Source organism: Rhizobium sp. CIAT894, from assembly GCF_000172795.2.
Lineage (GTDB): Bacteria > Pseudomonadota > Alphaproteobacteria > Rhizobiales > Rhizobiaceae > Rhizobium.
In genome coordinates, this window is the sequence record NZ_CP020947.1 from 838,933 (window position 1) to 861,690 (window position 22,758).

23 protein-coding genes are annotated in these 22,758 nt (G+C 61.6%); 12 read left to right on the forward strand and 11 right to left on the reverse strand.

What is annotated here, in order from left to right; genetic code table 11:
- Window positions 1-4 precede the first annotated feature (4 nt).
- Window positions 5-445, forward strand: a complete 441-nt coding sequence (locus tag RHEC894_RS04090) for a hypothetical protein (RefSeq protein WP_085736367.1) — start codon at window positions 5-7, stop codon at window positions 443-445.
- Between the two features lie 34 nt (window positions 446-479).
- Here RHEC894_RS04090 and RHEC894_RS04095 read toward each other — a convergent pair whose 3' ends face one another.
- The 3 genes from RHEC894_RS04095 to RHEC894_RS04105 all read right to left on the reverse strand — a co-directional run bounded on the left by RHEC894_RS04095 (window position 480) and on the right by RHEC894_RS04105 (window position 2,975).
- The gene (locus RHEC894_RS04095; protein ID WP_085736368.1) at window positions 480-1,154 is read right to left on the reverse strand and encodes an outer membrane beta-barrel protein; all 675 of its coding nucleotides are present in this window, start codon (window positions 1,152-1,154) and stop codon (window positions 480-482) included.
- Between the two features lie 123 nt (window positions 1,155-1,277).
- A complete protein-coding gene (locus RHEC894_RS04100; RefSeq protein ID WP_085736369.1) occupies window positions 1,278-1,970 on the reverse strand; it encodes a L,D-transpeptidase in 693 nt (230 codons plus the stop codon).
- A gap of 258 nt (window positions 1,971-2,228) precedes the next feature.
- Window positions 2,229-2,975, reverse strand: a complete 747-nt coding sequence (locus tag RHEC894_RS04105; protein ID WP_085736370.1) for a L,D-transpeptidase — start codon at window positions 2,973-2,975, stop codon at window positions 2,229-2,231.
- A 267-nt stretch (window positions 2,976-3,242) separates the two neighbouring features.
- Here RHEC894_RS04105 and RHEC894_RS04110 point away from each other — a divergent pair, with 267 nt between their 5' ends.
- Complete coding sequence (locus RHEC894_RS04110) at window positions 3,243-3,872, forward strand: DNA-3-methyladenine glycosylase I (RefSeq protein ID WP_085736371.1); 630 nt, start codon at window positions 3,243-3,245, stop codon at window positions 3,870-3,872.
- Entirely contained in the window at window positions 3,869-4,372 is a 504-nt protein-coding gene (locus tag RHEC894_RS04115; RefSeq protein WP_085736372.1) for a hypothetical protein, read from the forward strand. Before RHEC894_RS04110 ends, RHEC894_RS04115 begins: the two co-directional genes overlap by 4 nt.
- A gap of 17 nt (window positions 4,373-4,389) precedes the next feature.
- Here the strand turns inward: RHEC894_RS04115 and RHEC894_RS04120 are convergent, their stop codons facing one another.
- Window positions 4,390-5,094: an HAD family hydrolase gene (locus RHEC894_RS04120; protein ID WP_085738848.1), complete on the reverse strand. Its 705-nt coding sequence runs from the start codon at window positions 5,092-5,094 to the stop codon at window positions 4,390-4,392.
- 335 nt (window positions 5,095-5,429) lie between these two features.
- Between RHEC894_RS04120 and RHEC894_RS04125 the strand changes: the two genes are divergently transcribed.
- Window positions 5,430-6,479 carry an aldo/keto reductase gene (locus RHEC894_RS04125; protein WP_085736373.1) on the forward strand — a complete coding sequence of 350 codons (1,050 nt, stop codon included), beginning with the start codon at window positions 5,430-5,432 and terminating at the stop codon, window positions 6,477-6,479.
- Between the two features lie 260 nt (window positions 6,480-6,739).
- Here RHEC894_RS04125 and RHEC894_RS04130 read toward each other — a convergent pair whose 3' ends face one another.
- The 3 genes from RHEC894_RS04130 to RHEC894_RS04140 form a co-directional block, all read right to left on the reverse strand.
- Window positions 6,740-7,099 carry a DUF305 domain-containing protein gene (locus RHEC894_RS04130; protein WP_010065689.1) on the reverse strand — a complete coding sequence of 120 codons (360 nt, stop codon included), beginning with the start codon at window positions 7,097-7,099 and terminating at the stop codon, window positions 6,740-6,742.
- A 70-nt stretch (window positions 7,100-7,169) separates the two neighbouring features.
- Window positions 7,170-7,538, reverse strand: a complete 369-nt coding sequence (locus RHEC894_RS04135) for a hypothetical protein (protein ID WP_010065688.1) — start codon at window positions 7,536-7,538, stop codon at window positions 7,170-7,172.
- Between the two features lie 79 nt (window positions 7,539-7,617).
- A complete protein-coding gene (locus tag RHEC894_RS04140; RefSeq protein ID WP_085738849.1) occupies window positions 7,618-8,373 on the reverse strand; it encodes a hypothetical protein in 756 nt (251 codons plus the stop codon).
- Window positions 8,374-8,508: 135 nt separating this feature from the next.
- Between RHEC894_RS04140 and hisS the strand changes: the two genes are divergently transcribed.
- From hisS to hisG, 3 genes are all read left to right on the forward strand, one after another.
- Complete coding sequence (gene hisS / locus RHEC894_RS04145; protein ID WP_085736374.1) at window positions 8,509-10,080, forward strand: histidine--tRNA ligase; 1,572 nt, start codon at window positions 8,509-8,511, stop codon at window positions 10,078-10,080.
- 126 nt (window positions 10,081-10,206) lie between these two features.
- Window positions 10,207-11,382 carry an ATP phosphoribosyltransferase regulatory subunit gene (locus RHEC894_RS04150; RefSeq protein ID WP_348630138.1) on the forward strand — a complete coding sequence of 392 codons (1,176 nt, stop codon included), beginning with the start codon at window positions 10,207-10,209 and terminating at the stop codon, window positions 11,380-11,382.
- Entirely contained in the window at window positions 11,379-12,074 is a 696-nt protein-coding gene (gene hisG, locus RHEC894_RS04155) for an ATP phosphoribosyltransferase (RefSeq protein WP_010067852.1), read from the forward strand. The genes RHEC894_RS04150 and hisG overlap by 4 nt, the downstream gene beginning before the upstream one ends.
- A gap of 78 nt (window positions 12,075-12,152) precedes the next feature.
- Here the strand turns inward: hisG and RHEC894_RS04160 are convergent, their stop codons facing one another.
- Complete coding sequence (locus tag RHEC894_RS04160) at window positions 12,153-12,566, reverse strand: DoxX family protein (protein WP_003588305.1); 414 nt, start codon at window positions 12,564-12,566, stop codon at window positions 12,153-12,155.
- 211 nt (window positions 12,567-12,777) lie between these two features.
- Here RHEC894_RS04160 and RHEC894_RS04165 point away from each other — a divergent pair, with 211 nt between their 5' ends.
- Complete coding sequence (locus RHEC894_RS04165) at window positions 12,778-13,488, forward strand: glutathione binding-like protein (protein WP_085736376.1); 711 nt, start codon at window positions 12,778-12,780, stop codon at window positions 13,486-13,488.
- A gap of 69 nt (window positions 13,489-13,557) precedes the next feature.
- On the opposite strand, the gene RHEC894_RS04170 is transcribed toward RHEC894_RS04165, so the two are convergent.
- The 3 genes from RHEC894_RS04170 to groES form a co-directional block, all read right to left on the reverse strand.
- On the reverse strand, window positions 13,558-14,004 hold the full coding sequence (locus RHEC894_RS04170) for a hypothetical protein (RefSeq protein WP_085736377.1): 447 nt from the start codon (window positions 14,002-14,004) through the stop codon (window positions 13,558-13,560).
- Window positions 14,005-14,607: 603 nt separating this feature from the next.
- Window positions 14,608-16,248 (reverse strand): chaperonin GroEL, encoded by a 1,641-nt coding sequence (gene groL / locus RHEC894_RS04175; protein ID WP_010069190.1) that lies wholly within the window; start codon window positions 16,246-16,248, stop codon window positions 14,608-14,610.
- Window positions 16,249-16,319: 71 nt separating this feature from the next.
- Window positions 16,320-16,616, reverse strand: coding sequence for a co-chaperone GroES (gene groES, locus RHEC894_RS04180; RefSeq protein WP_003545797.1), 297 nt, complete (start codon window positions 16,614-16,616; stop codon window positions 16,320-16,322).
- Window positions 16,617-16,901: 285 nt separating this feature from the next.
- Between groES and RHEC894_RS04185 the strand changes: the two genes are divergently transcribed.
- From RHEC894_RS04185 to RHEC894_RS04200, 4 genes are all read left to right on the forward strand, one after another.
- On the forward strand, window positions 16,902-17,750 hold the full coding sequence (locus RHEC894_RS04185; RefSeq protein WP_010068879.1) for a TIGR01459 family HAD-type hydrolase: 849 nt from the start codon (window positions 16,902-16,904) through the stop codon (window positions 17,748-17,750).
- Window positions 17,751-17,776: 26 nt separating this feature from the next.
- Window positions 17,777-18,760, forward strand: a complete 984-nt coding sequence (locus tag RHEC894_RS04190; RefSeq protein WP_010068878.1) for a bifunctional riboflavin kinase/FAD synthetase — start codon at window positions 17,777-17,779, stop codon at window positions 18,758-18,760.
- 284 nt (window positions 18,761-19,044) lie between these two features.
- Complete coding sequence (ileS, locus tag RHEC894_RS04195; RefSeq protein ID WP_085736378.1) at window positions 19,045-21,936, forward strand: isoleucine--tRNA ligase; 2,892 nt, start codon at window positions 19,045-19,047, stop codon at window positions 21,934-21,936.
- Between the two features lie 131 nt (window positions 21,937-22,067).
- The gene (locus RHEC894_RS04200; protein ID WP_010068859.1) at window positions 22,068-22,697 is read left to right on the forward strand and encodes a hypothetical protein; all 630 of its coding nucleotides are present in this window, start codon (window positions 22,068-22,070) and stop codon (window positions 22,695-22,697) included.
- Window positions 22,698-22,758 lie beyond the last annotated feature (61 nt).

Sequence of the window (22,758 nt, forward strand, 5' to 3'; positions counted from 1 at the left end):
GACGATGTGGCGGGGAATGATTGTACTTGTGGGGCTGCTCGGTGCGGCGGGCGTTGCCCATGCCGATAGCCGCTATTTCTGTTCCGCCGATGACGCGCAGGCACGCTTCACGCTCGAAAGCGGTTTCGCCAGCGATGCCGGCCACAAGCTCAACCATTTCCGCGGCGCGCTTGTCGTCAAGGATCAGGCGCAAGCAAGCGTGTTCGGAAAGCGCGTGTTCGAATCGCAGCACCTGACCAACCATTGGTCGCGTGACGGCGAGCTGCTGCTGGAGGTCGTCGACGGCGGCGAGGATGACACCGGCGGTGCAACGCTGGATCTGGTGGTGGTTGCCGGCGAACGCGGCAAGCCGGCTGCAAATTTCACCGGCACCTATGCCCTGAAGATCGAAGGCGGGGACAAACCCTATGCCGCCGAGGGTAAGGTCAGCTGCGGCACGAAATAGCGCCGCAGCCGGAATTCTCAATTACCAGTCGCAATTACCAGTGGAATGACACGCCGACATTGACGGCATTGGTGAAGATGTTGGTCTTCAGGTCCACGCCGCTGTCGATCGGAACGTCGACGCGCGAATAGGTGCCCTTGTATTCGACGAAGGTCGACCAGCGATCGGTCACCTTGAAATCGACGCCGGCCTGAGCCTGCAGCGTCACGCCGCCGAATTCATAAGCCCAGGTCTTGCCTTCAGGGCGAATCACTTCGACATGCGGAATGTTCACGCCGATACCGGCACCGAGATAGGGGGTCCAGCGGCGGGCCGGATCCTGGAAGCGGTAGAGCCCGTTCACGGTGAGCAGGTTCAGGCCGTCGGTGAATTCGAAATGCGACCAGCCGGTTTTCGCCAGCGTATCGTCGTCGGCATAAACCTTGTCATGGGTATAATCGAGCGAAATACCCCAGTTCGGCTTGTTGAAGTTTTCGAGCCACCAGGTGACGCGGCCGCCGTAGTAAGGCGGGCTGCCGAAAGACTTGCCTTCCCAGCCGGCGGTGAAATGCGTGCCGTCGGAGAGATCGACGCCGCTGTGCGGCGCCGTCTGATAGCCGCCGTAGATGGAGAATTGCAGGTCTTCCGCCGAAGCGGAGGCTGCCGAACAGATCGTGAAAAACGCGATGCCCGCGAGCAGGGAAGCTGAGGAACGCAGCGCATATGTCATTGAATAGCCCCGATATTGCAAATGAGTCGACCTTGCGGCAGCTGTGCCAGCTTTCTGCCGCAATGTCTAAGAGAAATGAAAGGCGCCACGAAAGGCGCCTTTCATTTTTTTCTAAAGTGTTGCTCAGCCGCCGAAAAGCGTGCGCAGCACGTCGATGCCGCGGTCCTCGAACGCGACCTTGCCCTGCTTGTTGCCGGGGCCGATAACGATCACCTTGGTGCCGACAGGCGCGCGATCGTAAAGATGCGTCACGTCCTCGTTCATCATGCGGATGCAGCCGGAGGACATGTTGAGGCCGATCGTCCAGGGCTGGTTGGTGCCGTGGATGCGGAAGATCGTGTCGCGGCCGCCCTGGTAGAGATACATGGCGCGCGCACCGAGCGGATTATCCTCGCCGCCTTCCTGATAGGCGGGAATGATGTGTCCCTTGGCGGCTTCGCGGCGGCGCATTTCGGCCGGCGGCGTCCATGCCGGCCATTCCGCCTTGCGGCCGATCTTGACGACGCCCGACCAGCCGAAGCCGTCGCGGCCGACACCGATGCCATAGCGGGTGGCGCGGTTGTTGCCCTCGATGAGATAAAGATATTTGTTGTTGGTATCGATAATGACGGTGCCGGCTGCTTCCGTCGTCACCAGCCGCACTTTCTTGCGCTTGAATTCCGGCTTCACATATTTCGGCATTTGCGCCACACGCACGACCTGTGCCGGGCGCTGCGCGTTGTCAGGAGCAGAGCCGGCGGGTGCAGCCAAGGCTGATGTAGACATCAAGGACAGGACAAGTCCGGCCGCAGCCAGACCCGGCATCAATTTGATCATGATTGATTCCCCTCAAGCAAATCTGCCCGAGGCTACATGAACTTCTGCCTGATTCAAGATCGGCGTCGCCGGATAAAGCAGTTTTGGAGAAGGGAGCCACTTGTTCTTGCGGCTTCGTAGAGCATTTCCGTATTGTTCTGAAACACGGAAATGCTCTATCTCTTTGTTTTCACGTAATTCCCGGCAAAGCGCTTCGCGCTTTGCCGGGCAAAACCGCTACACATTTTTGCTGGAATTGCTTTGGCTATCGCGCCACCGTTACATGACGATGACGCGGGTTCCGACGCTGACGCGGTCATAGAGATCGACGACGTCTTCATTGCGCAGGCGGATGCAGCCGGAGGAAACGGCGCTGCCGATCGACCAGGGTGCGTTGGTGCCGTGGATGCGGTAAAGCGTCGAGCCGAGATACATGGCGCGGGCGCCGAGCGGGTTTTCTTCTCCGCCGTCCATCCGCGCCGGCAGGTAATGGCCCTTGGCGGCTTCGCGGCTGATCATCTCTGCAGGCGGCGTCCAGTCCGGCCATTCCGTTTTGCGGGTGATCTTGTGGACGCCTGCCCATTCGAAGCCCGGCTTGCCGACGCCCACGCCGTAGCGCCGCGCCTTGCCGCCTGCCATGACCAGATAGAGGAAACGGTTGTTGGTATCGATGACGATCGTGCCGGGCTTTTCCGTGGTGTCGTAATCGACCATCTGCGGCAGGAACTGCGGCTCGATCGGATGGCGGATCGACGGGATGCCGGGATTGATCGCCGACACGGCCTGCGGTGCCGGCTGCGGCGCTTGACGAATGACGCGGCGCTGGAAAAGCCCGCGCTGCGGCTGGACGACGGGCCGCTGATAGACGACGGGACGAACCGTGCCGCCACCGAGCTGGTTGATCCAGGGCGCGGTCAGATCGGGGCTGAGCACAACAGGCGGACGGGTGGCGTAGCGGTCGTCTGCAAGGGCGGCCGTGGAGAAAATGCCGAAGAGGGCTGCGGCAAGAACAAGCTGTTTCATCATCGGGCGAACTCTCTACAAATGACCGAAAATGCGCTGGCGGGAGATCTCCGCCTGGACGGGGATGTTCCGCTCAGGCGGAGATCTTCCGCCCGGGAAAGACGCTGCCACCCTATCCGCCAGCGAATGGTAAAGATCGTTTCATGAAAAGCCGACCGATCGGATAAACTTTTCGTCAGGGTTACCGTTCGGTTTGGAAAGACGGTTTGCAAATGGTAAAGCCGGAATCAGGACCGGAGAACGAAGCGGGCCCCCGCAGAATGAAGGATCATGAGCGCGACAGGCATCATCATCGGCGAGGATGGCAGGAGCCGCTGCCACTGGCACGCCAATCTGCCCGATTATATGAGATATCATGACGAGGAATGGGGCCGCCCCGTCACCAATGACATCCGCCTCTTCGAGAAGATCTGCCTCGAAGGCTTCCAGTCCGGCCTTTCCTGGCTGACCATTCTGCGCAAGCGCGAGAATTTCCGCGCCGCATTCGCCGGCTTCGATTTCGAAAAGGTCGCCCTTTTCGGCGAAGAGGATGTCGCCCGCTGCCTTGCCGATGCCGGCATCATCCGCCATCGCGGCAAGATCGTCTCCACCATCAACAATGCCAAACGCGCAATTGCGCTGAGAGACGAGTTCGGCTCGCTTGCCCATTATTTCTGGCGCTTCGAACCCGGTCACAACGAGCGGCCCGGAGTGGTCGACCGCGAGCATATCGTCGCCAATCCGACGACGCCGACATCGGTGATCATTTCCAAGGATCTGAAGAAACGCGGCTGGACCTTTGTCGGTCCGACCACAGTTTATGCTTTCATGCAGGCGATGGGTCTCGTCAACGATCATCTGGAGGGCTGTTTCTGCCGGCCGGAAGTCGAGGCGATGCGCGCCGTCCTGGTTCGACCATGAAAGATCTGTCCGTGAGAACATTGATCACTGCCGCTGCCCTGTTTTTCCTGACGGCCTCCGCCATGGCGCAGACGCCACAGCTCGATCCCGGCGAGAAGCTGGAGAAACTGCAATTTCCCGCCGTCACCATGCAGCTCAAGGGCTGGACGAAATTCGGCAACAGCCATGTCTACACGCTGCCGGTGCGCGCCGGCCAGCATGTGAAGATCAGCTTTGCGACGAAGAGCAAATTTGCCTTCCTGGCGATCTTCGATCTGTCCAAACCGGATGACGAGGCCTTCTTCGGCACCGACGAGGACGGCACGAGCTTCGAGACGACGGTCAAGGAAAATACCACCTGGCTGCTGCGTCCCTATTATTCCAAGGTCTCGCCGCGCCGCGGCCTCGGCGCTCCCTTCAGCATCCTGATCGAGCCCCTGGCGGCCGCGCCCCAGCAGCCGCAACCGCCTGCCGAGCCGGAGCGCCCGTCGCTCTTTCCGAAGGCGCCTGCCAAGCAGTAACGGCGCGTGCGGCCGATCTATGCCAACCGGTCGATCAGGTCTCCCAATTCGCCGAGATGGCCGATCTTGCGAAAGCGCGGAGCCTCCGTCGGTTCGTCGACATGTTCCAGCACCCAGGTGAGTTCGTGCGGCACGAAGACGCCGTAGCTGCCGGCGGCGATCGCCGGCACGATGTCCGATTTCAGCGAATTGCCGACCATCATCGCCCGTTCCGGTCCGTCGCCGACCTTGGCGAAGATGCGCCGATAGGTGACGGCCGTCTTGTCGGAGACGATCTCGATCGCATCGAAGAAATCGCCGAGCCCGGATTGGGCAAGCTTTCGCTCCTGGTCGAACAGATCGCCCTTGGTGATCATCACAAGCAGATATTTGCCGGCAAGTGCCTCCAGCGTGTCGCGCACATGCGGCAGGGTCTCGACCGGATGCGAGAGGAGGTCGCGGCCGGTATCGAGGATCTTGGCGATCACGCTCGAGGGCACCTTGCCCTCGGTGATCTCGATCGCCGTTTCGATCATCGACAGCGTGAAGCCCTTGATGCCGAAGCCGTAATGGCGAAGGTTGCGCTTTTCTGCCTCCAGCAGCCGCTCGGAAATCTTCGGTCCTTCGGCAAAATCGGCAAGCAGTCTGGTGAAGTGCGCTTCCGTCAGACGGTAATATTGTTCGTTCTGCCAGAGTGTGTCGTCGGCATCGAAGCCGATCGTGGTCAGTGGTCGCGTCGTCATATGCGTACCTTTGAGCATGATGCCGAAAAGTGCGAGCGGTTTTCTGGCGACATCATGCTCTAACTCTATAATTGAGATATGGCCGGCAATCTATCGCTCGCCTGTGTCGAGACAAGGGCTGTGTCGAGACAAGGGCTGTGTCCAGACAAGGGCGGCGCTCATCTTCGCCGCGGCAAGGTGTGGCGTTGAAAAGCGCTGCCGCCGCACTACATCGATTTTGCCTCACCTTGCAGCCAGCCACGGCTGTGCCTGTCACGCGCAGGCCAATAATCAAAAAATGAAGTTCTTAAGTTCGCAAGCCCCTCTTGCGGCAGACACAAAGGATTTTTTCGACCATGCGTTACAATCAACTCGGAAATACGGGACTTTTCGTCTCGGAAATCTGCCTGGGCACCATGACCTTCGGCGAAGCCAAACAGGGCACCATGTGGGGCGCCATCGCCGATGTCGACCAGAATGCCGCCGACCGGATCGTCGAGCGCTCGCTTGCCTCTGGCGTCAATTTCATCGACACGGCCGATGTCTACTCCGCAGGCGAGTCCGAAAGGCTGCTCGGCCAGGCGCTGAAGAACCTCGACGTGCCCCGTAAGGACGTCGTCATCGCCACCAAGGTCTATGGCGTCATGGGCGACAAGCCGAACGACCGCGGCGCCTCGCGCGGCCACATCATGGATTCGGTCGAGGCGAGCCTCAAGCGCCTGCAGACCGATCATATCGACCTCTATCAGATCCACGCGACCGACACGGTGACGCCGATCGAGGAGACGCTGCGCGCGCTTGACGATCTCGTTTCCCGCGGCCTCGTGCGCTATATCGGCGTCTCCAACTGGCAGGCCTGGCGCATTTCCAAGGCGCTCGGCCTCTCCGAACGCCGTGGTTTCGCCCGCTTCGAGACTGTGCAGGCCTATTATTCCATCGCCGGCCGCGATCTCGAGCGCGACATCGTGCCGATGATGCAGGAGGAAAAGCTCGGCCTGATGGTCTGGTCGCCGCTTGCCGGCGGCCTGCTCTCCGGTAAATACGGTCCGGGCGCCCCCGGAAACGGCGAGGGCCGCCGCGCCAGTTTCGACTTCCCGCCCGTCGACAGGGACCGGGCCTGGGCCTGCGTCGCGGTCATGCGCGAGGTCGCCGAAAAGCACGGCGTCAGCGTCGCCACTGTGGCGCTCGCCTATATCCTCGCCAAGCCTTTCGTCACGACAGTCATCATCGGCGCCAAGCGGGTCGACCAGCTCGACCAGAACCTCGCCGCCGTCAAGCTGAAGCTCGACGAAGACGATTTGAAAAAGCTCGACGAGGTAAGCGCTCTTGCTTCGGAGTATCCTGGCTGGATGCTGTCGCGCCAGGGTGCGGGCCGCCGGCCGGTCGATTTCGAGCCGAAGGACTGAGATCGCCCGAACCACTAGGGAACGCCTCATATCAGGCGTTCCCTAGTTTGTTGACAACCTCTCCTCCGTCATGCTCGGCCTTGTGCCGAGCATCTGAGCACGGCAATTATTTGAGGGGAAAACATCTATTTTCCAATCGCTTAATTCGATCGCAGCAGATCCTCGGCACAAGGCCGAGGATGACGTCGTGGGTGTTGCAGTGGTTGTTAGCAGCCTCTGGGAACGCCTGATATTAGGTGCTCCCCTCCAGCAATGATCGGTTACTTGCCGTGGGCCCTGAGCCAGGCGTTCATCTCGGTGATCTCCGCCTCCTGCGCCTTGATCACCCCTTCGGCGAGTTTGCGGATTTCCGGATCCTTGCCGTATTGGAGCTCGATCTTCGCCATGTCGATCGCGCCCTGATGGTGCGGGATCATGCCGCGGACGAAATCCACATCGGGATTGCCGCTATACTCGATCATCATATCCTTATGCATCTTGGCGTTCGCCTCGCTGAAAGCGTGGCTTGCCGCATCGTGACTGCCCATCGGCTTGCTCATGTCCATCGGCATGTCTTCGGCAAAAGACGGGGCGGCGACGATGGCGAGCATGGCGGTAAGCGTGATGATTTTCAAAGACATGAGAGTTCCTTCCTCTGTCTGACAATAGGTTTTCCAGGCAGCGGTGCCGCCTGAGTGGCATGGATTTATGTCAGGACAGTCGGGGAGGGGGCGCCTGCGGAGCGGGAAGACTGTCATTGAGGGCGCGGGCAAGCGCCGGGGCGGGATAGCCGACAACGGATTTTCCGCCATCCATGACTGTCACCGTCGGCGGCAGCAGCAGGCAGGCTGCGCAAAGTGGCATATGCGCCGCGTTGCCGGTGGCGCAGGGGTCCTTCATGGGATCGGCCTTGCCGCTGGCATCGGACATCGCCATGCCGGCCATTTGATGGTGCATGCCGCCGGCTTCCGCGGCAACAGGCACATTCATCGACGCGCAGGTCGGACAGCCTGCCCAAGCGGACATGGCGCTATAGACTAACCAGCCGAGAACCATCGTGACCAGGGCGAGCGTACGCATGGTTCCTCATATAGGGGAATGCCGGCCGGAAGCCAATCCGACTGACGGTGAACATTCGGTGACGGCATCGTCATGCCTTTCACCAGGCTGCCATGACCTTATGCTCGATCCGGTAATCGCGGCTCTCCTCGCCGAGCGGCGCCACCGGCCATGTCCAGGCCGCCTTTGCCGGCGGCGGCGAAACGCCGTGCAGCAGATCGGCCTCCTCATGCGTGCGGCCGTTGCGGTCGATGACGGCATAAGCGATATCGGTCACCAGGCAATGGCGGCAGGAGAGCCCGGAAAGCCCGGCCAGATGCGCTGCAATCAGCCTTTCCACCGTATCTTCGGGCATGCGGCCGACCTCGGCCTCGCAACGCCGTTTGACGCCGCGGCCGATCTGCGACAGCAGATTGGCCGAAACCACGAAATCGAGATAGGGCACCGAGCGCAGGAAGCCGAGGGGCTCGGGCTCCTTGCCGGCGGCGAGATCATCATAGCCGGAGAGATCGCGCTCGATCAGCCTGACATTGCGATAGCCCTTGGCCCCAAGCCACAGGCGCATCGAGGCGAGATGAACGAGATCGACCAGAACGACGGTGTCGAACGCACGTGCCAGCTCGTCGATCGGCACGTCGCGCAACAGCCCCGAACCGAGCACGACGGCCGTCCGCTTCTGCCTGAGGCCGTCGGTCGCCGCTCGGATCGCATTCCGGCTCATCGTCTCATGTTCGGCCCATTCGCGGGCGCAGCGCCCGGCCCGCGACCAGAGATTGACGGAATAGCGGATGAACTTTCGATGCGGCTTACCGGTAAGCGGCCATGTTGCGGCATAGAGAAGCGCCTCAGTGATCATAAGCATATCCGTATTTCTGATGGAGGCCTCTGCTTCAATCGATTCTGCTTGCGGCATCAAGACCCTTCGCCCTTGCCGCTCCCCGCCCGATCGGTTAGGAAACCGCCACTGTCACAGTCAGCGGAATTCCCGGAAATGAACGACAAACAGAAGAAACCGCAAAAGCTCAAGGCGCGCTTGCCGCGCGGCTTCGTCGACCGGACGGCCGGGGATATCCGCGCCGTCAACGGGATGACGGCAAAGATCCGGGAAGTCTATGAGCATTATGGTTTCGATCCTGTCGAAACGCCGCTGTTCGAATATACCGATGCGCTCGGCAAGTTCCTGCCCGACAGCGACCGGCCGAACGAGGGCGTCTTCTCGCTGCAGGACGACGACGAGCAGTGGATGTCGCTGCGTTACGACCTGACGGCGCCGCTCGCCCGCCACGTCGCCGAGACTTTCAACGAGATCCAGCTTCCTTACCGCACCTATCGCGCCGGTTACGTCTTCCGCAATGAGAAGCCGGGCCCCGGCCGCTTCCGTCAGTTCATGCAGTTCGATGCCGATACCGTCGGTGCGCCGGGTGTTCAGGCCGATGCCGAAATGTGCATGATGATGGCCGATACGCTCGAGGCCCTCGGCATCAAGCGCGGCGACTACGTCATCCGCGTCAACAACCGCAAGGTCCTGGACGGCGTGCTGGAGGCGATCGGACTCGGCGGCGACGACAAGGCGGGTCAGCGGCTCAACGTGCTGCGCGCCATCGACAAGCTCGACAAGTTCGGCCCTGAGGGCGTGGCGCTGCTGCTCGGTCCCGGCCGCAAGGATGAATCGGGCGACTTCACCAAGGGCGCCGGGCTCAACCAGGAACAGATCGACAAGGTGCTGTTCTTCGTCGGTATCAAGGATTATGCCGAAAGCGCCGCACGCCTGGCCGAACTCGTTGCCGGAACCTCGCGAGGTGGCGAAGGCGTCGACGAGCTGAATTTCATCGGTGCGCTGGTTAAGAGCGCCGGCTACCAGTCCGACCGCATCAAGATCGATCCCTCCGTCGTGCGCGGTCTCGAATATTATACCGGCCCGGTCTACGAAGCCGAACTCACCTTCGATGTCACCAACGAGAAGGGCGAAAAGGTCGTCTTCGGCTCGGTCGGCGGCGGCGGCCGTTATGATGGCCTGGTCTCCCGGTTCATGGGCCAGCCGGTTCCGGCGACCGGATTTTCGATCGGCGTCTCCCGCCTGATGACGGCGCTGAAGAACCTCGGCAAGCTCGGCGCCGGCGCGGTCATCGAACCGGTGCTGGTCACCGTCATGGACGGCGATGTCGAGGCGATGGGCCGCTATCAGAAGATGACGCAGCAACTGCGCGCCGCAGGCATCCGTGCCGAGATGTTCCAGGGCAACTGGAAGAAATTCGGCAACCAGCTGAAATATGCCGACCGCCGCGGCTGCCCCGTCGCCATCATCCAGGGCGGCGACGAGCGCGCAACCGGCGTCGTGCAGATCAAGGATCTGATCGAGGGCAAACGGCTCTCCGGCGAGATCGAAGACAATGCCAGCTGGCGCGAGGCCCGCGTGGCGCAGGAAACCGTGCCGGAAGCCGACCTGGTCGGCAAGGTGAGGGAGATCCTTGCGGCGCAGGCGGAGGATCGGAAGAGGGCGGGTGACGGCTTCGAAGTTCCCTATGATCCCACCCAAGCCGGTGACACTGATGACGACGTTTGAGAAGGATATCCCCTTCTCCCCTCGGGGAGAAGGTGGCCCGAAGGGTCGGATGAGGGGGCGACATAGCAGAAGCTGTCCTTCGCTCGCCGCTCAGGACATTCGTCGTTTACACTCCTCATCCCCCTCATCTGCCCTGTCGGGCATCTTCTCCCCGCTGGGGAGAAGAGGGAAGTTCAGCCCATGCCCCTGATCAACCTCCCCGAATTCTCCAATGACCTGCTGGCCGAATTTACCGCCCGCAACGCCGAGCGCATCGATACGCCGGTCATTCAACCGGCCGAGCCGTTCCTCGATATCGCCGGCGAGGACCTTCGCCGTCGCATCTTCATGACCGAGAGCGAAACCGGCGCCAGTCTCTGCCTGCGGCCAGAATTCACCATCCCCGTCTGCCTGCGCCATATCGAAACGGCGACCGGCACGCCAAAGCGTTACGCCTATCTCGGCGAAGTTTTCCGCCAGCGCCGCGACGGTGCCAATGAATTCTACCAGGCCGGCATCGAGGATCTCGGCGATATCAACATACCGAGCGCCGACGCCCGCGCCATCGGTGACGCCACCGGTATTCTCGCCCGTCTGCTGCCGGGCCGGCGCCTGTCGGTGACCCTGGGCGATCAGGCGGTGTTCGAGGCGGTCGTCCAGGCACTTGGCCTGCCGCTCGGCTGGCAGAAGCGCCTGATCCACGCCTTCGGCAACATGACGCAGCTGGAAGCGCTGCTGGCCGGCCTGGTCAGCCCGCAATTCGTCACCGGGCTGGATGACGATATCGCCAGGCTTGTCGCCTCAGGCGACGAGCAGGCGCTGGTCGCCCATCTCGAGCAGGAAATGCAGGCGACGGGTTATTCCACCAATGCCAGCCGCTCGCCGCTCGAGATCGCCCGGCGGCTCAAGGAAAAGCTGATCCTCTCCGAAACGCGTCTCGACGATGCGGCCTTCCATGTGCTGGAAGAGTTCCTGTCGCTCGACGTGCCGCTCGTCAACGCGTCGGCGGCGCTCGCCGGTTTTGCCGATGCTGCTGGTTTGAAGCTCGGTAATGCGCTCTCCCGTTTCAACGGTCGTGTCGGCGCCCTTGCCGATGCCGGTGTCGATCTCTCCAGTCTTGGTTACCGCGCTGCCTTCGGACGGCCGCTCGACTATTACACCGGCCTCGTCTTCGAGGTGACGGCTGAAGGATCGAGCGCGGTTCTGGCCGGCGGCGGTCGCTTCGATAAGCTTCTGACCTTCCTCGGTGCGACGGACCGCATTCCGGCCGTCGGCTTCTCCTTCTGGCTCGACCGCATCGAAACCGAAAGGGCAGCCGCATGACCATTACCATCGCGCTTCCCTCCAAGGGCCGGATGAAGGACGACGCTTCGGCGATCTTCGAACGAGCCGGCATGCCGATAACGGCCGTTGGCAACGACCGCTCCTATCGTGGCCGCGTCGAAGGTTGGGACGATGTCGAGGTCGCCTTCCTCTCGGCCTCCGAAATTTCCCGCGAGCTCGGCAACGGCAGCGTCGATTTCGGCGTCACCGGCGAGGATCTGATGCGGGAAGGTTTTTCCGAAGTCGACAAACGCGTCGAATTCTGCGCCCGCCTCGGCTTCGGCCATGCCGATGTCGTCGTTGCCGTGCCGGAGATCTGGCTCGACGTCGAGACCATGGCCGATCTCGGCGACGTCGCCGCCGATTTTCGCGCCCGCCATTCCAGGCGCCTGGCCATCGCCACCAAATACTGGCGCCTGACCCAGCAGTTCTTTTCGAGCCAGCACGGCATCCAGCTCTACCGCATCGTCGAGAGCCTCGGCGCCACCGAAGGCGCTCCCGCTTCCGGCTCGGCCGATATCATCGTCGATATCACCTCTACCGGCTCGACGCTGCGCGCCAACCACCTGAAGGTGCTTCAGGACGGCGTCATCTTGCATTCGCAGGCCTGCCTCGTGCGCGCCCGCCGGGAAAGCCATGCCGACGAGCCGGCGGTGCAGGCGATCATCGAGGCGGTCCGCGCCGCCCTCTGATACCATTCGAAGAGACATGGAAAAACCCGCCGTCGGATGACGGCGGGTTTCGTATTTGCGGGAGGATGTCTGCTGGTATCAGGCGGCTGCGTAGGCGCCGCGGCGAGCGTCGATCGAATAGGCACCGGCACCGACGGTGGCGAGCAGGATGTACGCGCCGGCCAGCGTGATGTTCTTCATGACCATGATCTGGTTGAGAATGTTCACGAGTTCCGTGCCGCTTGCGTAGGGCAGGTGGAAGGCAACGCCCGTGAAGACACAGAAGGCGGCGAGCAGCCAGCCGGCGATGCGGACCTGGAAGCCTGTGAGAACCGCAAGGCCGGCCAGCAGTTCGAAAAGGCCTGCGACATAGGCCAACAGGGTTGCTGCCGGCAGGCCGGCACCGGCGATCATGCCCGCAGTACCGGCAGGATCGGTGAGCTTCATGAAGCCGGAAAGGATGAACATGAAGGAAAGAAGAATGCGGGCAATCAGGATGATGGCGTTCGACATGGATGTTGTCTCCGTTTGAAGGACTCTGGAGATCTTGGTGCCCCGGCACCGGATGGACCTCGGATGCCTCCTATGTCGCTTTTTTCTTCCATTGTGGAAAGATAAACGGAAGCGGACAGTTCGTTCAATAATATGAAACAATGTCCTGCCGTCGTCGCTTGCCTTTCACAAAGCCGGTCTTTTATGGTCGCCACCCAACAAGGAGAATCCGATGGCAGATCTTTCCGCTTTTCCGATCACGACGCGCTGGCCCGCTAAAAATTCCGACATCATCCAACTCTATTCTCTGCAGACGCCGAACGGGGTGAAGGTTTCGGTCGCTCTCGAAGAGCTCGGGCTCGCCTATGAGCCGCATTATGTTTCCTTCGCCGCCAATGAGCAGAAATCGCCGGAATTCGAATCTCTCAACCCGAACGGCCGCATTCCGGCGATCATCGACCCCAACGGGCCGGGCGGGAAGCCGATCGGCCTTTTCGAATCCGGCGCCATCCTGCTCTATCTCGTGGAAAAGACCGGCAAGTTGATCCCCGAAGACGCCGCCGGCCGCTATGAATGTATCCAATGGGTGTTTTTCCAGATGGCAGGTATCGGCCCGATGTTCGGACAGTTCGGGCATTTCCACAAATTCGCCGCCGACAAGGTCGCCAACAACTCCTATCCGGTGGAGCGCTATCGCGATGAATCCAAACGCCTGCTCGGCGTGCTCGAAGGCCGGTTGAAGGGCCGCCAATGGATCATGGGCGATCAATACACGATCGCCGATATCGCCACCTTTACCTGGGTTCGCGGCGCCGATATCTTCTATGGCGGCCGCGAGATTCTCGAATATGCGAAGTTCCCCGCCGTTTCGGATTGGCTGGAGCGCTGCATCGCCCGACCGGCCAGCGCCAGGGGCCTGAATATTCCGGTCAAACCGGAGTAACGAATAGTCCGCTGGAAACACGAAAGGCCGCCCAAGGGAGCGGCCTTTTCTTTGCCCGATAGGTTGGTTCTATCGCCGGCTCGTGATCTGGCTTGCGCCTTCGAGCTTGAAGCGCGGGAAGATGAAGACGCCGGCCATGCTGCCGCTGTATTTCTCTTCGAGCCCGTTCGACTCGCCCATGCAGAAGAGCGGCTGGCGCAGGCCGTTCGGCATGATGATCGTCGTCGAAAAACAGAAGGAGGAGCAGAGGGTCGCCGCCTGCTCGAACAGTTCCAGGACGTGGCTGCGGTCCTTGCTGTCGTAGCAGCGGATCAGGCTCAAGAGCCCGCAGTCCCGTGCGGAAAGGCCGTGCAGCATCGCGCTCCATTCGCCGAGGCGGAGCATGCCGCTCGACAAATCTCCGGTCCAGGCTTCGGAAATGGAAAACTGTGCCACCATCTCGTCATTTTGATTGTGGTGGCTCAGCGAGCCCGGCGTCAAAGGGATGGCTGCATTGGCTTTGGCGATCTTAAACAAGGCGTTCCCCCGTTCGCATGCAGCTCCTCACCGCACTCTCGGCAAACACAAAGAAACAGGATCATGTCGCTGCGGGCGTTATGCCCGTGCATCCGGCGATCGTCGACACAATGATCAGGCAAACCCGAACGTCCACGTATCGCCTTCCGCGCTCTGGCCTCGTCTGATGGCGAGCTTCGCCCGGCGCGCTTCAATTGCAGCGCGGATTTATAGGAGCTTTTCGACAAACGGCAACGGCTTTTTAAGGGCTATTCGGATTGCTCCCATTTTCTGAGATGCCCGCATCTCCGAGCTGTTTTGCGGAAATCATCGCCAGACGATCGTCCTCAAGGGTTTTGCAACGGTTTCCACGCCTTAGAAAGCCGGAAATGCTGCCGCGACACCGCGATCTGCCGCCTAAATCATCGAAGCAAAGAGAAGCAGTGGCGCAAGTTTCGCGCAAGCTTCGCGCCCGGGACCTGCAATAGGTCGAGTGGAAGGTGCCACGCGTCGAATCGCTGCCGTACAACTCAAGGCGCTGCGGCGCAAAGAAAAGGGCGACCCGAGGGCCGCCCTTCCTATTCCGGATGTACCGGAATGGATGTCAGTGACGGCTTTCGCCTATCACATCATGTCCATACCGCCCATGCCGCCCATGCCGCCAGGCATGCCGGCAGGGGCATCCTTCTTCGGCAGTTCGGCGATCATGGCTTCGGTGGTGATCAGCAGCGATGCAACAGAAGCAGCGTTCTGCAGTGCCGTGCGAACGACCTTGAGTGGGTCGACGATGCCCATGGCGATCATGTCGCCGAATTCAGACGTCTGGGCGTTGTAGCCGAAGTTGTCTTCATTCTTGTCGAGGACCTTGCCGACAACGATCGAGGCTTCGTCGCCTGCGTTTTCAGCGATCTGGCGAACGAGGGCCTGCAGGGCGCGGCGAACGATGTTGATGCCGGCTTCCTGGTCGTCGTTTGCACCCTTGACGGTGATCTTCGTGGAGGAGCGCAGGAGAGCGATACCGCCGCCGGGGACGATACCTTCCTGAACGGCAGCGCGCGTCGCGTTGAGCGCGTCGTCGATGCGGTCCTTCTTTTCCTTCACTTCGACTTCAGTCGAACCGCCGACGCGGATGACGGCAACGCCGCCGGCGAGCTTGGCAAGACGTTCCTGCAGCTTCTCGCGGTCGTAGTCGGAGGTGGTTTCTTCGATCTGGGCCTTGATCTGGGCAACACGGCCTTCGATGTCGGACTTGGCGCCCGAACCGTCGACGATCGTGGTGTTTTCCTTGGAGATCGAAACCTTCTTCGCACGGCCGAGCATGTCGAGCGTGACGCTTTCGAGCTTGATGCCGAGGTCTTCGGAGATGACCGTACCGCCGGTCAGGATCGCGATGTCTTCGAGCATGGCCTTGCGGCGATCGCCGAAGCCCGGAGCCTTGACGGCAGCGATCTTGAGGCCGCCGCGCAGCTTGTTGACGACGAGGGTCGCAAGAGCTTCGCCTTCGACGTCTTCAGCGATGATGAGGAGCGGCTTGCCGGTCTGAACGACGGCTTCCAGAACCGGGAGCATCGACTGCAGGTTCGAGAGCTTCTTCTCGTGAAGGAGAATGAAGACGTCTTCGAGGTCGGCGACCATCTTTTCCGGGTTGGTCACGAAGTAGGGGCTGAGGTAGCCGCGGTCGAACTGCATGCCTTCGACGACTTCGAGTTCGGTTTCGGCGGTCTTGGCTTCTTCAACCGTGATGACGCCTTCGTTGCCGACCTTCTGCATGGCTTCGGCAATGTCGAGACCGACCTGCTTGTCGCCGTTTGCGGAGATCGTGCCGACCTGTGCAACTTCTTCCGAGGTGGAGATCTTCTTGGCCTTGGCCTGGAGATCCTTCACGACGTCGGCCACAGCGAGGTCGATACCGCGCTTCAGGTCCATCGGGTTCATGCCGGCTGCAACGGCCTTGTTGCCTTCGCGAACGATCGCCTGGGCAAGAACGGTTGCAGTCGTGGTGCCGTCGCCGGCGATGTCGTTGGTCTTCGAAGCAACTTCGCGGACCATCTGGGCGCCCATGTTTTCGAACTTGTCTTCGAGTTCGATTTCCTTGGCGACGGAAACGCCGTCCTTGGTGATGCGCGGAGCGCCGAAGGACTTGTCGATGATGACGTTACGGCCCTTCGGGCCGAGCGTTACCTTGACTGCATCGGCGAGAATGTCGACGCCACGCAGCATCTTTTCGCGCGCGGTGCGACCAAACTTGATTTCTTTAGATGCCATGATTGAAACTCCTCAATTCGAGTGTCCGGGTTCTGGGACCCGTCGGCTACGTCGGAAAGGCCAGCGGCTGATCAGCCGATGATGCCCATAATGTCGGCTTCCTTCATGATCAGAAGGTCTTCGCCGTCGATCTTGACTTCGGTGCCGGACCACTTGCCGAACAGGATGCGGTCGCCAGCCTTGACGTCGAGTGCGACGACCTTGCCGGACTCGTCACGAGCGCCGGAACCGACGGCGACGATTTCGCCTTCCTGCGGCTTTTCCTTGGCGGTATCGGGAATGATGATGCCACCCTTGGTCTTGGCTTCGGACTCAACGCGGCGAACAACGACGCGGTCGTGAAGGGGGCGGAAGTTGGTGCTTGCCATTGTCTAATCCCTCGATCGAATGACATTCGCGGACCGGAGCGGCCCACATGGATAGATGTTAGCACTCCCTTGCGGTGAGTGCTAGCGACGAGCATTTAGGGATGGCTCCAAGAGGAGTCAATGAGAGCCATCACGAATTTTTGTGCCGGAATTGTGAAGAGGCCGGAGAATTGCGGAGATTGCCGCCGAAACCCGGTGTGCTGGGCCGGCCGCGAAGAAAATGCCTTGCCATCGCCTTGCGCCTTTGCAATGTCACCGGTGACTGAAGCAAATCGGGAAATCGGAATGGCCAGGCGGATAGAAAACTTCTCGGAGATAACAGGTCATTATGACGTGGTGCTCTGTGATGTCTGGGGCGTCGTTCACAACGGCGTCGAGCCGTTTCCGAAGGCCGCTGCTGCCCTTGAAGCGGCGCGCGCAAGCGGCGTCGCCGTCGTCCTCATCACCAATTCGCCGCGTCTTTCCTGGCAGGTGGTCGAGCAACTACGCGAGATCGGCGTTCCCGACAGCGCCTATGACAGGATCGTCACCTCGGGCGACGTCACGCGCCGGCTGATTGCCGAAGGGCCGAAGACGGTCTTTCTGCTCGGCCCCGAGCGCGACAAGGCGCTTCTCGAAGGCATCGGCGTCGAGCGCCGGCCGGCCACCGAAGCGCAATCGCTCGTCTGCACCGGCTTTTTCGACGATGAGACCGAGAAGCCGGAAGATTACACCGACATGCTTCTGGATTTCCAGGCGCGCGAGGTGCCGATGATCTGCGCCAATCCCGACCTCGTCGTCGAGCGCGGCCACCGCATCATCCCCTGCGCCGGCGCCATGGCCGCCTATTACGAGCAGCTTGGCGGCAGCACCCGCATCGCCGGAAAACCGCACCGGCCGATCTATGAGGCGACGCTCGCCGCTGCCCGCGAGCTTCACGGGGATTTCCCCGTCGAGCGCGTGCTGGCAATCGGCGACGGCATGCCGACCGATGTGCGCGGCGCCTTGAATTACGGCCTCGACCTTCTCTACATCAGCGGCGGTATCCACGCCAAGGAATACACCTTGAACGGCGAGACCGACGAGGCGATCCTCAACGCCTATCTCGATCGGGAAAAAGCCGCGCCGAAGTGGTGGATGCCCCGCCTTGCATAGAGCCTCGCATAAAGAGAAGCCAGCCGATGACCGTCTTCCATCGCAATGAAACCCGGGAACCTCTACCCGCCCATCTCAAGGGCGGCGTCATCGCCATCGGCAATTTCGACGGCGTGCATCGGGGCCACCAGTCGGTGCTCAGCCGCGCGCTCGAAATCTCCAAGGCGCGCGGCATCCCTGCGCTGGTGCTGACCTTCGAGCCGCATCCGCGCACGGTCTTCCGGCCCGAGACGCCGGTCTTCCGGCTGACGCCCGCACCGCTCAAGGCCCGCATCCTGGAAACGCTCGGTTTCAACGCCGTCATCGAATATCCCTTCGATCACGAGTTCTCGCAGCGCTCGGCCGATGATTTCATCCATTCGATCCTCAAGGATTGGCTCGGCGCCTCGGAAGTCGTCACCGGCTTCGATTTCCATTTCGGCCGCGGCCGCGAGGGCGGTCCGGCCTTCCTGATGAATGCCGGCCAGACCTACGGCTTCGGCGTCACCCTGATCGACGCCTTCCGCGACGAAAACGCCGATGTCGTCTCGTCGAGCCATATCCGCGCGCTTTTGAAGGAGGGCAGCGTCAGCGAAGTCGCGGGCATGCTGGGCTACCGCTATACTGTGGAGGCCGAGGTGATCGACGGCGAAAAGCTCGGCCGGCAGCTCGGTTTCCCCACGGCCAATATGCGCCTGCCGCCGGAGGTCGATCTTGCCGCCGGCATCTACGCCGTCCGCTTCCGCCGCCAGGACGGCACGCTGCACGATGGCGTCGCCAGCTACGGCCGCCGCCCGACGGTGACGGCAAACGGCGCGCCGCTGCTCGAAACCTATCTCTTCGACTTCAGCGGCGATCTCTACGGTCAGCGCTGCGCCGTCTCCTTCTTCGGCTATATCAGACCCGAGCTGAAATTCGACGGCCTCGATCCGCTTGTCGCCCAGATCAAGCGCGACGAGGAGGAGGCGAGGGCGCTGCTATCGGGTGTGACGCCGCTCGGCGAACTCGACCGTAAGCTTTGTTTTTCCTGAAGTTGTGAGTCTGGCTGCAGCCGTGAGGCCGGCAATTCCAGCCATCGGTGCCGATTGCGGTCCCACGAATTCTGCTCTTCCTTTTCCGGGCAAAAACGCCTATGAACCGGCGCTATGACGAAATTTCGGCTGGCGATGACGATGCGAATTATCGGCCCGGCCTTCCGCGCGCGCTAAGCGGCCGGGAGGTCCGGGTTTTTGGCGCTTGGATATGAGCGCTTCCGTCACCAGCTTTTTCACGCCGTTGCGCCCCTTCCTGGGCCGCCAGAAACGATTGTCCCGATATGACCGACACAGCCGAAAAGATCGACTATTCGAAGACCCTCTATTTGCCCGAGACCGATTTCCCGATGCGCGCCGGCCTGCCGCAGAAGGAGCCGGAGCTGGTCAAGCGCTGGCAGGAGATGGGCCTCTACAAGAAACTGCGCGCCTCGGCCGCCGGCCGCGAAAAGTTCGTGCTGCACGACGGCCCGCCCTATGCCAACGGCAACATCCATATCGGCCACGCGCTGAACAAGATCCTCAAGGACGTCATCAACCGCTCGTTCCAGATGCGCGGCTACGACGCCAATTACGTGCCCGGCTGGGATTGCCACGGCCTGCCGATCGAATGGAAGATCGAGGAGAAGTACCGCGAGAAGGGCAAGAACAAGGACGAGGTTCCGGTCAACGAGTTCCGCAGGGAATGCCGTGAATTCGCCACCGGCTGGATCAAGACCCAGGCGGAAGAATTCAAGCGTCTCGGCATCGAGGGCGACTTCGACAATCCCTACACGACGATGAACTTCCACGCGGAATCGCGTATCGCCGGCGAACTCCTCAAGATCGCCGCCAGCGGCCAGCTTTATCGCGGCTCCAAGCCGATCATGTGGTCGGTGGTCGAGCGCACGGCGCTGGCCGAGGCCGAGGTCGAGTACCAGGATTACGAGAGCGATACGATCTGGGTGAAATTCCCGGTCGTCGGAGGTCCGTCCGCGCTGAAGGATGCCTTCGTGGTGATCTGGACGACGACGCCTTGGACGATCCCCGGCAACCGCGCGATCTCCTTTTCCGCACGTGTCTCCTACGGCCTCTATGAGGTGACGGCGGCCGAGAATGATTTCGGTCCGCGTCCCGGCGAAAGGCTGATCTTTGCCGATAAGCTGGCCGAGGAATCCTTCGCCAAGGCCAAGCTGCAGTATAAGCGTTTGAGCGATGTCTCTAAGGCGGACTTCGCGGCGATGGTCTGCGCCCATCCCTTCAAGGGTCTCGATGGCGGCTATGAATTCGCTGTACCGCTGCTCGATGGCGATCACGTCACCGACGATGCCGGCACCGGCTTCGTGCACACGGCGCCCAGTCACGGCCGCGAAGACTTCGACGCCTGGATGTCGGCCGTCCGCACGCTGGAGGCGCGCGGCATCGACACCAAGATCCCGTTCCCGGTCGATGACGGCGGCTTCTACACATCGGACGCTCCCGGCTTCGAGGGCGCCCGCGTCATCGACGACAACGGCAAGAAGGGCGATGCCAACGACCGCGTCATCAAGGAACTGATCGCCCGCGGCGCGCTCTTTGCCCGCGGCCGGCTGAAGCATCAGTACCCGCATTCCTGGCGCTCGAAGAAGCCGGTGATCTTCCGCAACACGCCGCAATGGTTCGTCTATATGGACAAGACCCTTGCCGACGGCACGACGCTGCGTTCGCGCGCGCTGGGGGCGATCGATGACACCCGTTTCGTGCCCGCCGCCGGCCAGAACCGCTTGCGCGCCATGATCGAGGGCCGCCCGGACTGGGTTCTTTCCCGTCAACGAGCATGGGGCGTGCCGATCGCCGTCTTTGCCGACGATGAGGGCGAGGTCCTGGTCGACGAAGCCGTCAATGCCCGCATCCTCGAAGCCTTCGAACAGGAGGGCGCCGACGCCTGGTTTGCCGAAGGCGCCAAGGAGCGTTTCCTCGGCAACGACCATGACCATTCCCGCTGGAAGCAGGTCATGGATATCCTCGACGTGTGGTTCGATTCCGGCTCGACGCATACCTTCACGCTCGAGGACCGCCCGGACCTGAAGTGGCCGGCCGATCTTTATCTCGAGGGTTCCGACCAGCATCGCGGCTGGTTCCATTCCTCGCTCCTGGAATCGGCGGCCACGCGCGGCCGCGCGCCTTACAACGCCGTCCTCACCCATGGCTTCACCATGGACGAGAAGGGCGAGAAGATGTCGAAGTCGAAGGGCAACGTCACGGCACCTCAGGAAGTGATGAAGGATGCCGGCGCCGACATCCTGCGCCTCTGGGTGATGACCTCGGATTATGCCGACGACCTGCGTGTCGGCAAGACGATCATCCAGACCAATGTCGACGCCTATCGCAAGCTGCGCAACACCATCCGCTGGATGCTCGGCACGCTTGCCCACGACAAGGGCGAGGAGATCGCCTTTGCCGATCTTCCGGAGCTGGAGCAACTGATGCTGCACCGGCTTGCCGAACTCGACGAGCTGGTGCGCGAGAATTACGATGCCTTCGATTTCAAGAAGATCGCCCGTGCGCTGATCGATTTCGCCAATGTCGAGCTTTCGGCCTTCTATTTCGATGTCCGCAAGGATGCGCTCTATTGCGACGCGCCGTCGAGCCTGCGCCGGCGCGCCAGCCTGCACGTCATCCGCCAGATCTTCGACTGCATGGTGACCTGGCTTGCCCCGATGCTGCCCTTCACCACCGAGGAAGCCTGGCTGTCGCGCAACCCCGCCGCCGTTTCCGTGCACCTGGAGCAGTTTACCCCGGTTGAAAAGGCATGGCGCAACGATACCCTGGCCGAGAAGTGGAAGAAGATCCGCGCCGTCCGCTCGGTTGTGACAGGCGCCCTGGAAATCGAGCGCAAGGATAAGCGCATCGGCTCCTCGCTGGAGGCGGCTCCCGTCGTTCACATCGCCGATGCGGAGCTGATGAAGGCGCTGGAAGGTCAGGACTTCACCGAAGTCTGCATCACCTCGGCGATCGAGATCAAGGTGGGCCCTGGCCCGGCGGATGCTTTCCGCCTTGCCGAGGTGCCCGAGGTCAGCGTCGTGCCGAAGCTTGCAGAGGGTGAGAAATGCGCCCGCTCCTGGCGCATCACCCGAGATGTCGGTTCCGATCCGGACTATCCCGATGTTTCGGCGCGTGACGCTGCCGCATTGCGCGAACTCGGCATCGGCGCTTGAAGATATTTGCCGGGTGAATTGCGTTTTCGCGGTTCATCCGGTAAAAGCTGCCTGAAAATGGCCGGATTTTTGCGTCAGGGGGACGGTTGTCCGGTTGGGCAACGATTGCACCGGTGGCTGGAAGGGTTTTCATGTTCGCAACGCATTGGTTCCGTATGGGCGCCTGCCTGTCTGTCGTCATGGCGGGATGCTCCCTGGTGTCCAGTTGCGCCAGCAGCCCGACCTACGGCACCGACAAAACAGCCATGGAGCAATTGACCGACGACCTCGGTCAGTCCGTGTCGTTGACCGGGCCGGACCCGAAGAACAAGGGCGTCAAATACACGCCGCGCCCGACGCTGGTGCTGCCGGCCGCCGGGCAGAAGGAAACCCTCGTTGCGCCGCAGCAGACGGTCGCCAACAAGGACAATCCGCAGTGGATCGAATCGCCGGAGGAAACCCGCGCCCGCCTGGTTTCCGAGGCTGATGCGAACTCCGACAATCCGAATTACCGCTCGCCGCTCGCCAGCTCCGCCATCGAAGGCGGCCGCCGCACGACGGAAGCCCAGACCAAGGCCTATCGTGAAGCCCGCGCCCTGCAGAAGGGCTCCTATGTCGATCAGCGCCGCTACATATCCGATCCGCCGCCCGGCTACCGCACGGTCGACGATCCGGCCAAGCTCGATGATGTCGGCGAGCCCGAACTCAAGAAGCAGAAGAAGCGCAAGAAGGACGCTGCGATCGCCAACAGCGGCAATCAGTGGTGGAATCTGCTGCAGTAGCAGCTTTTCCCGGCGTTTAGGCGTCGCTTCAGGGATCGGGGAGGGCAAGCCCCTCATCCGC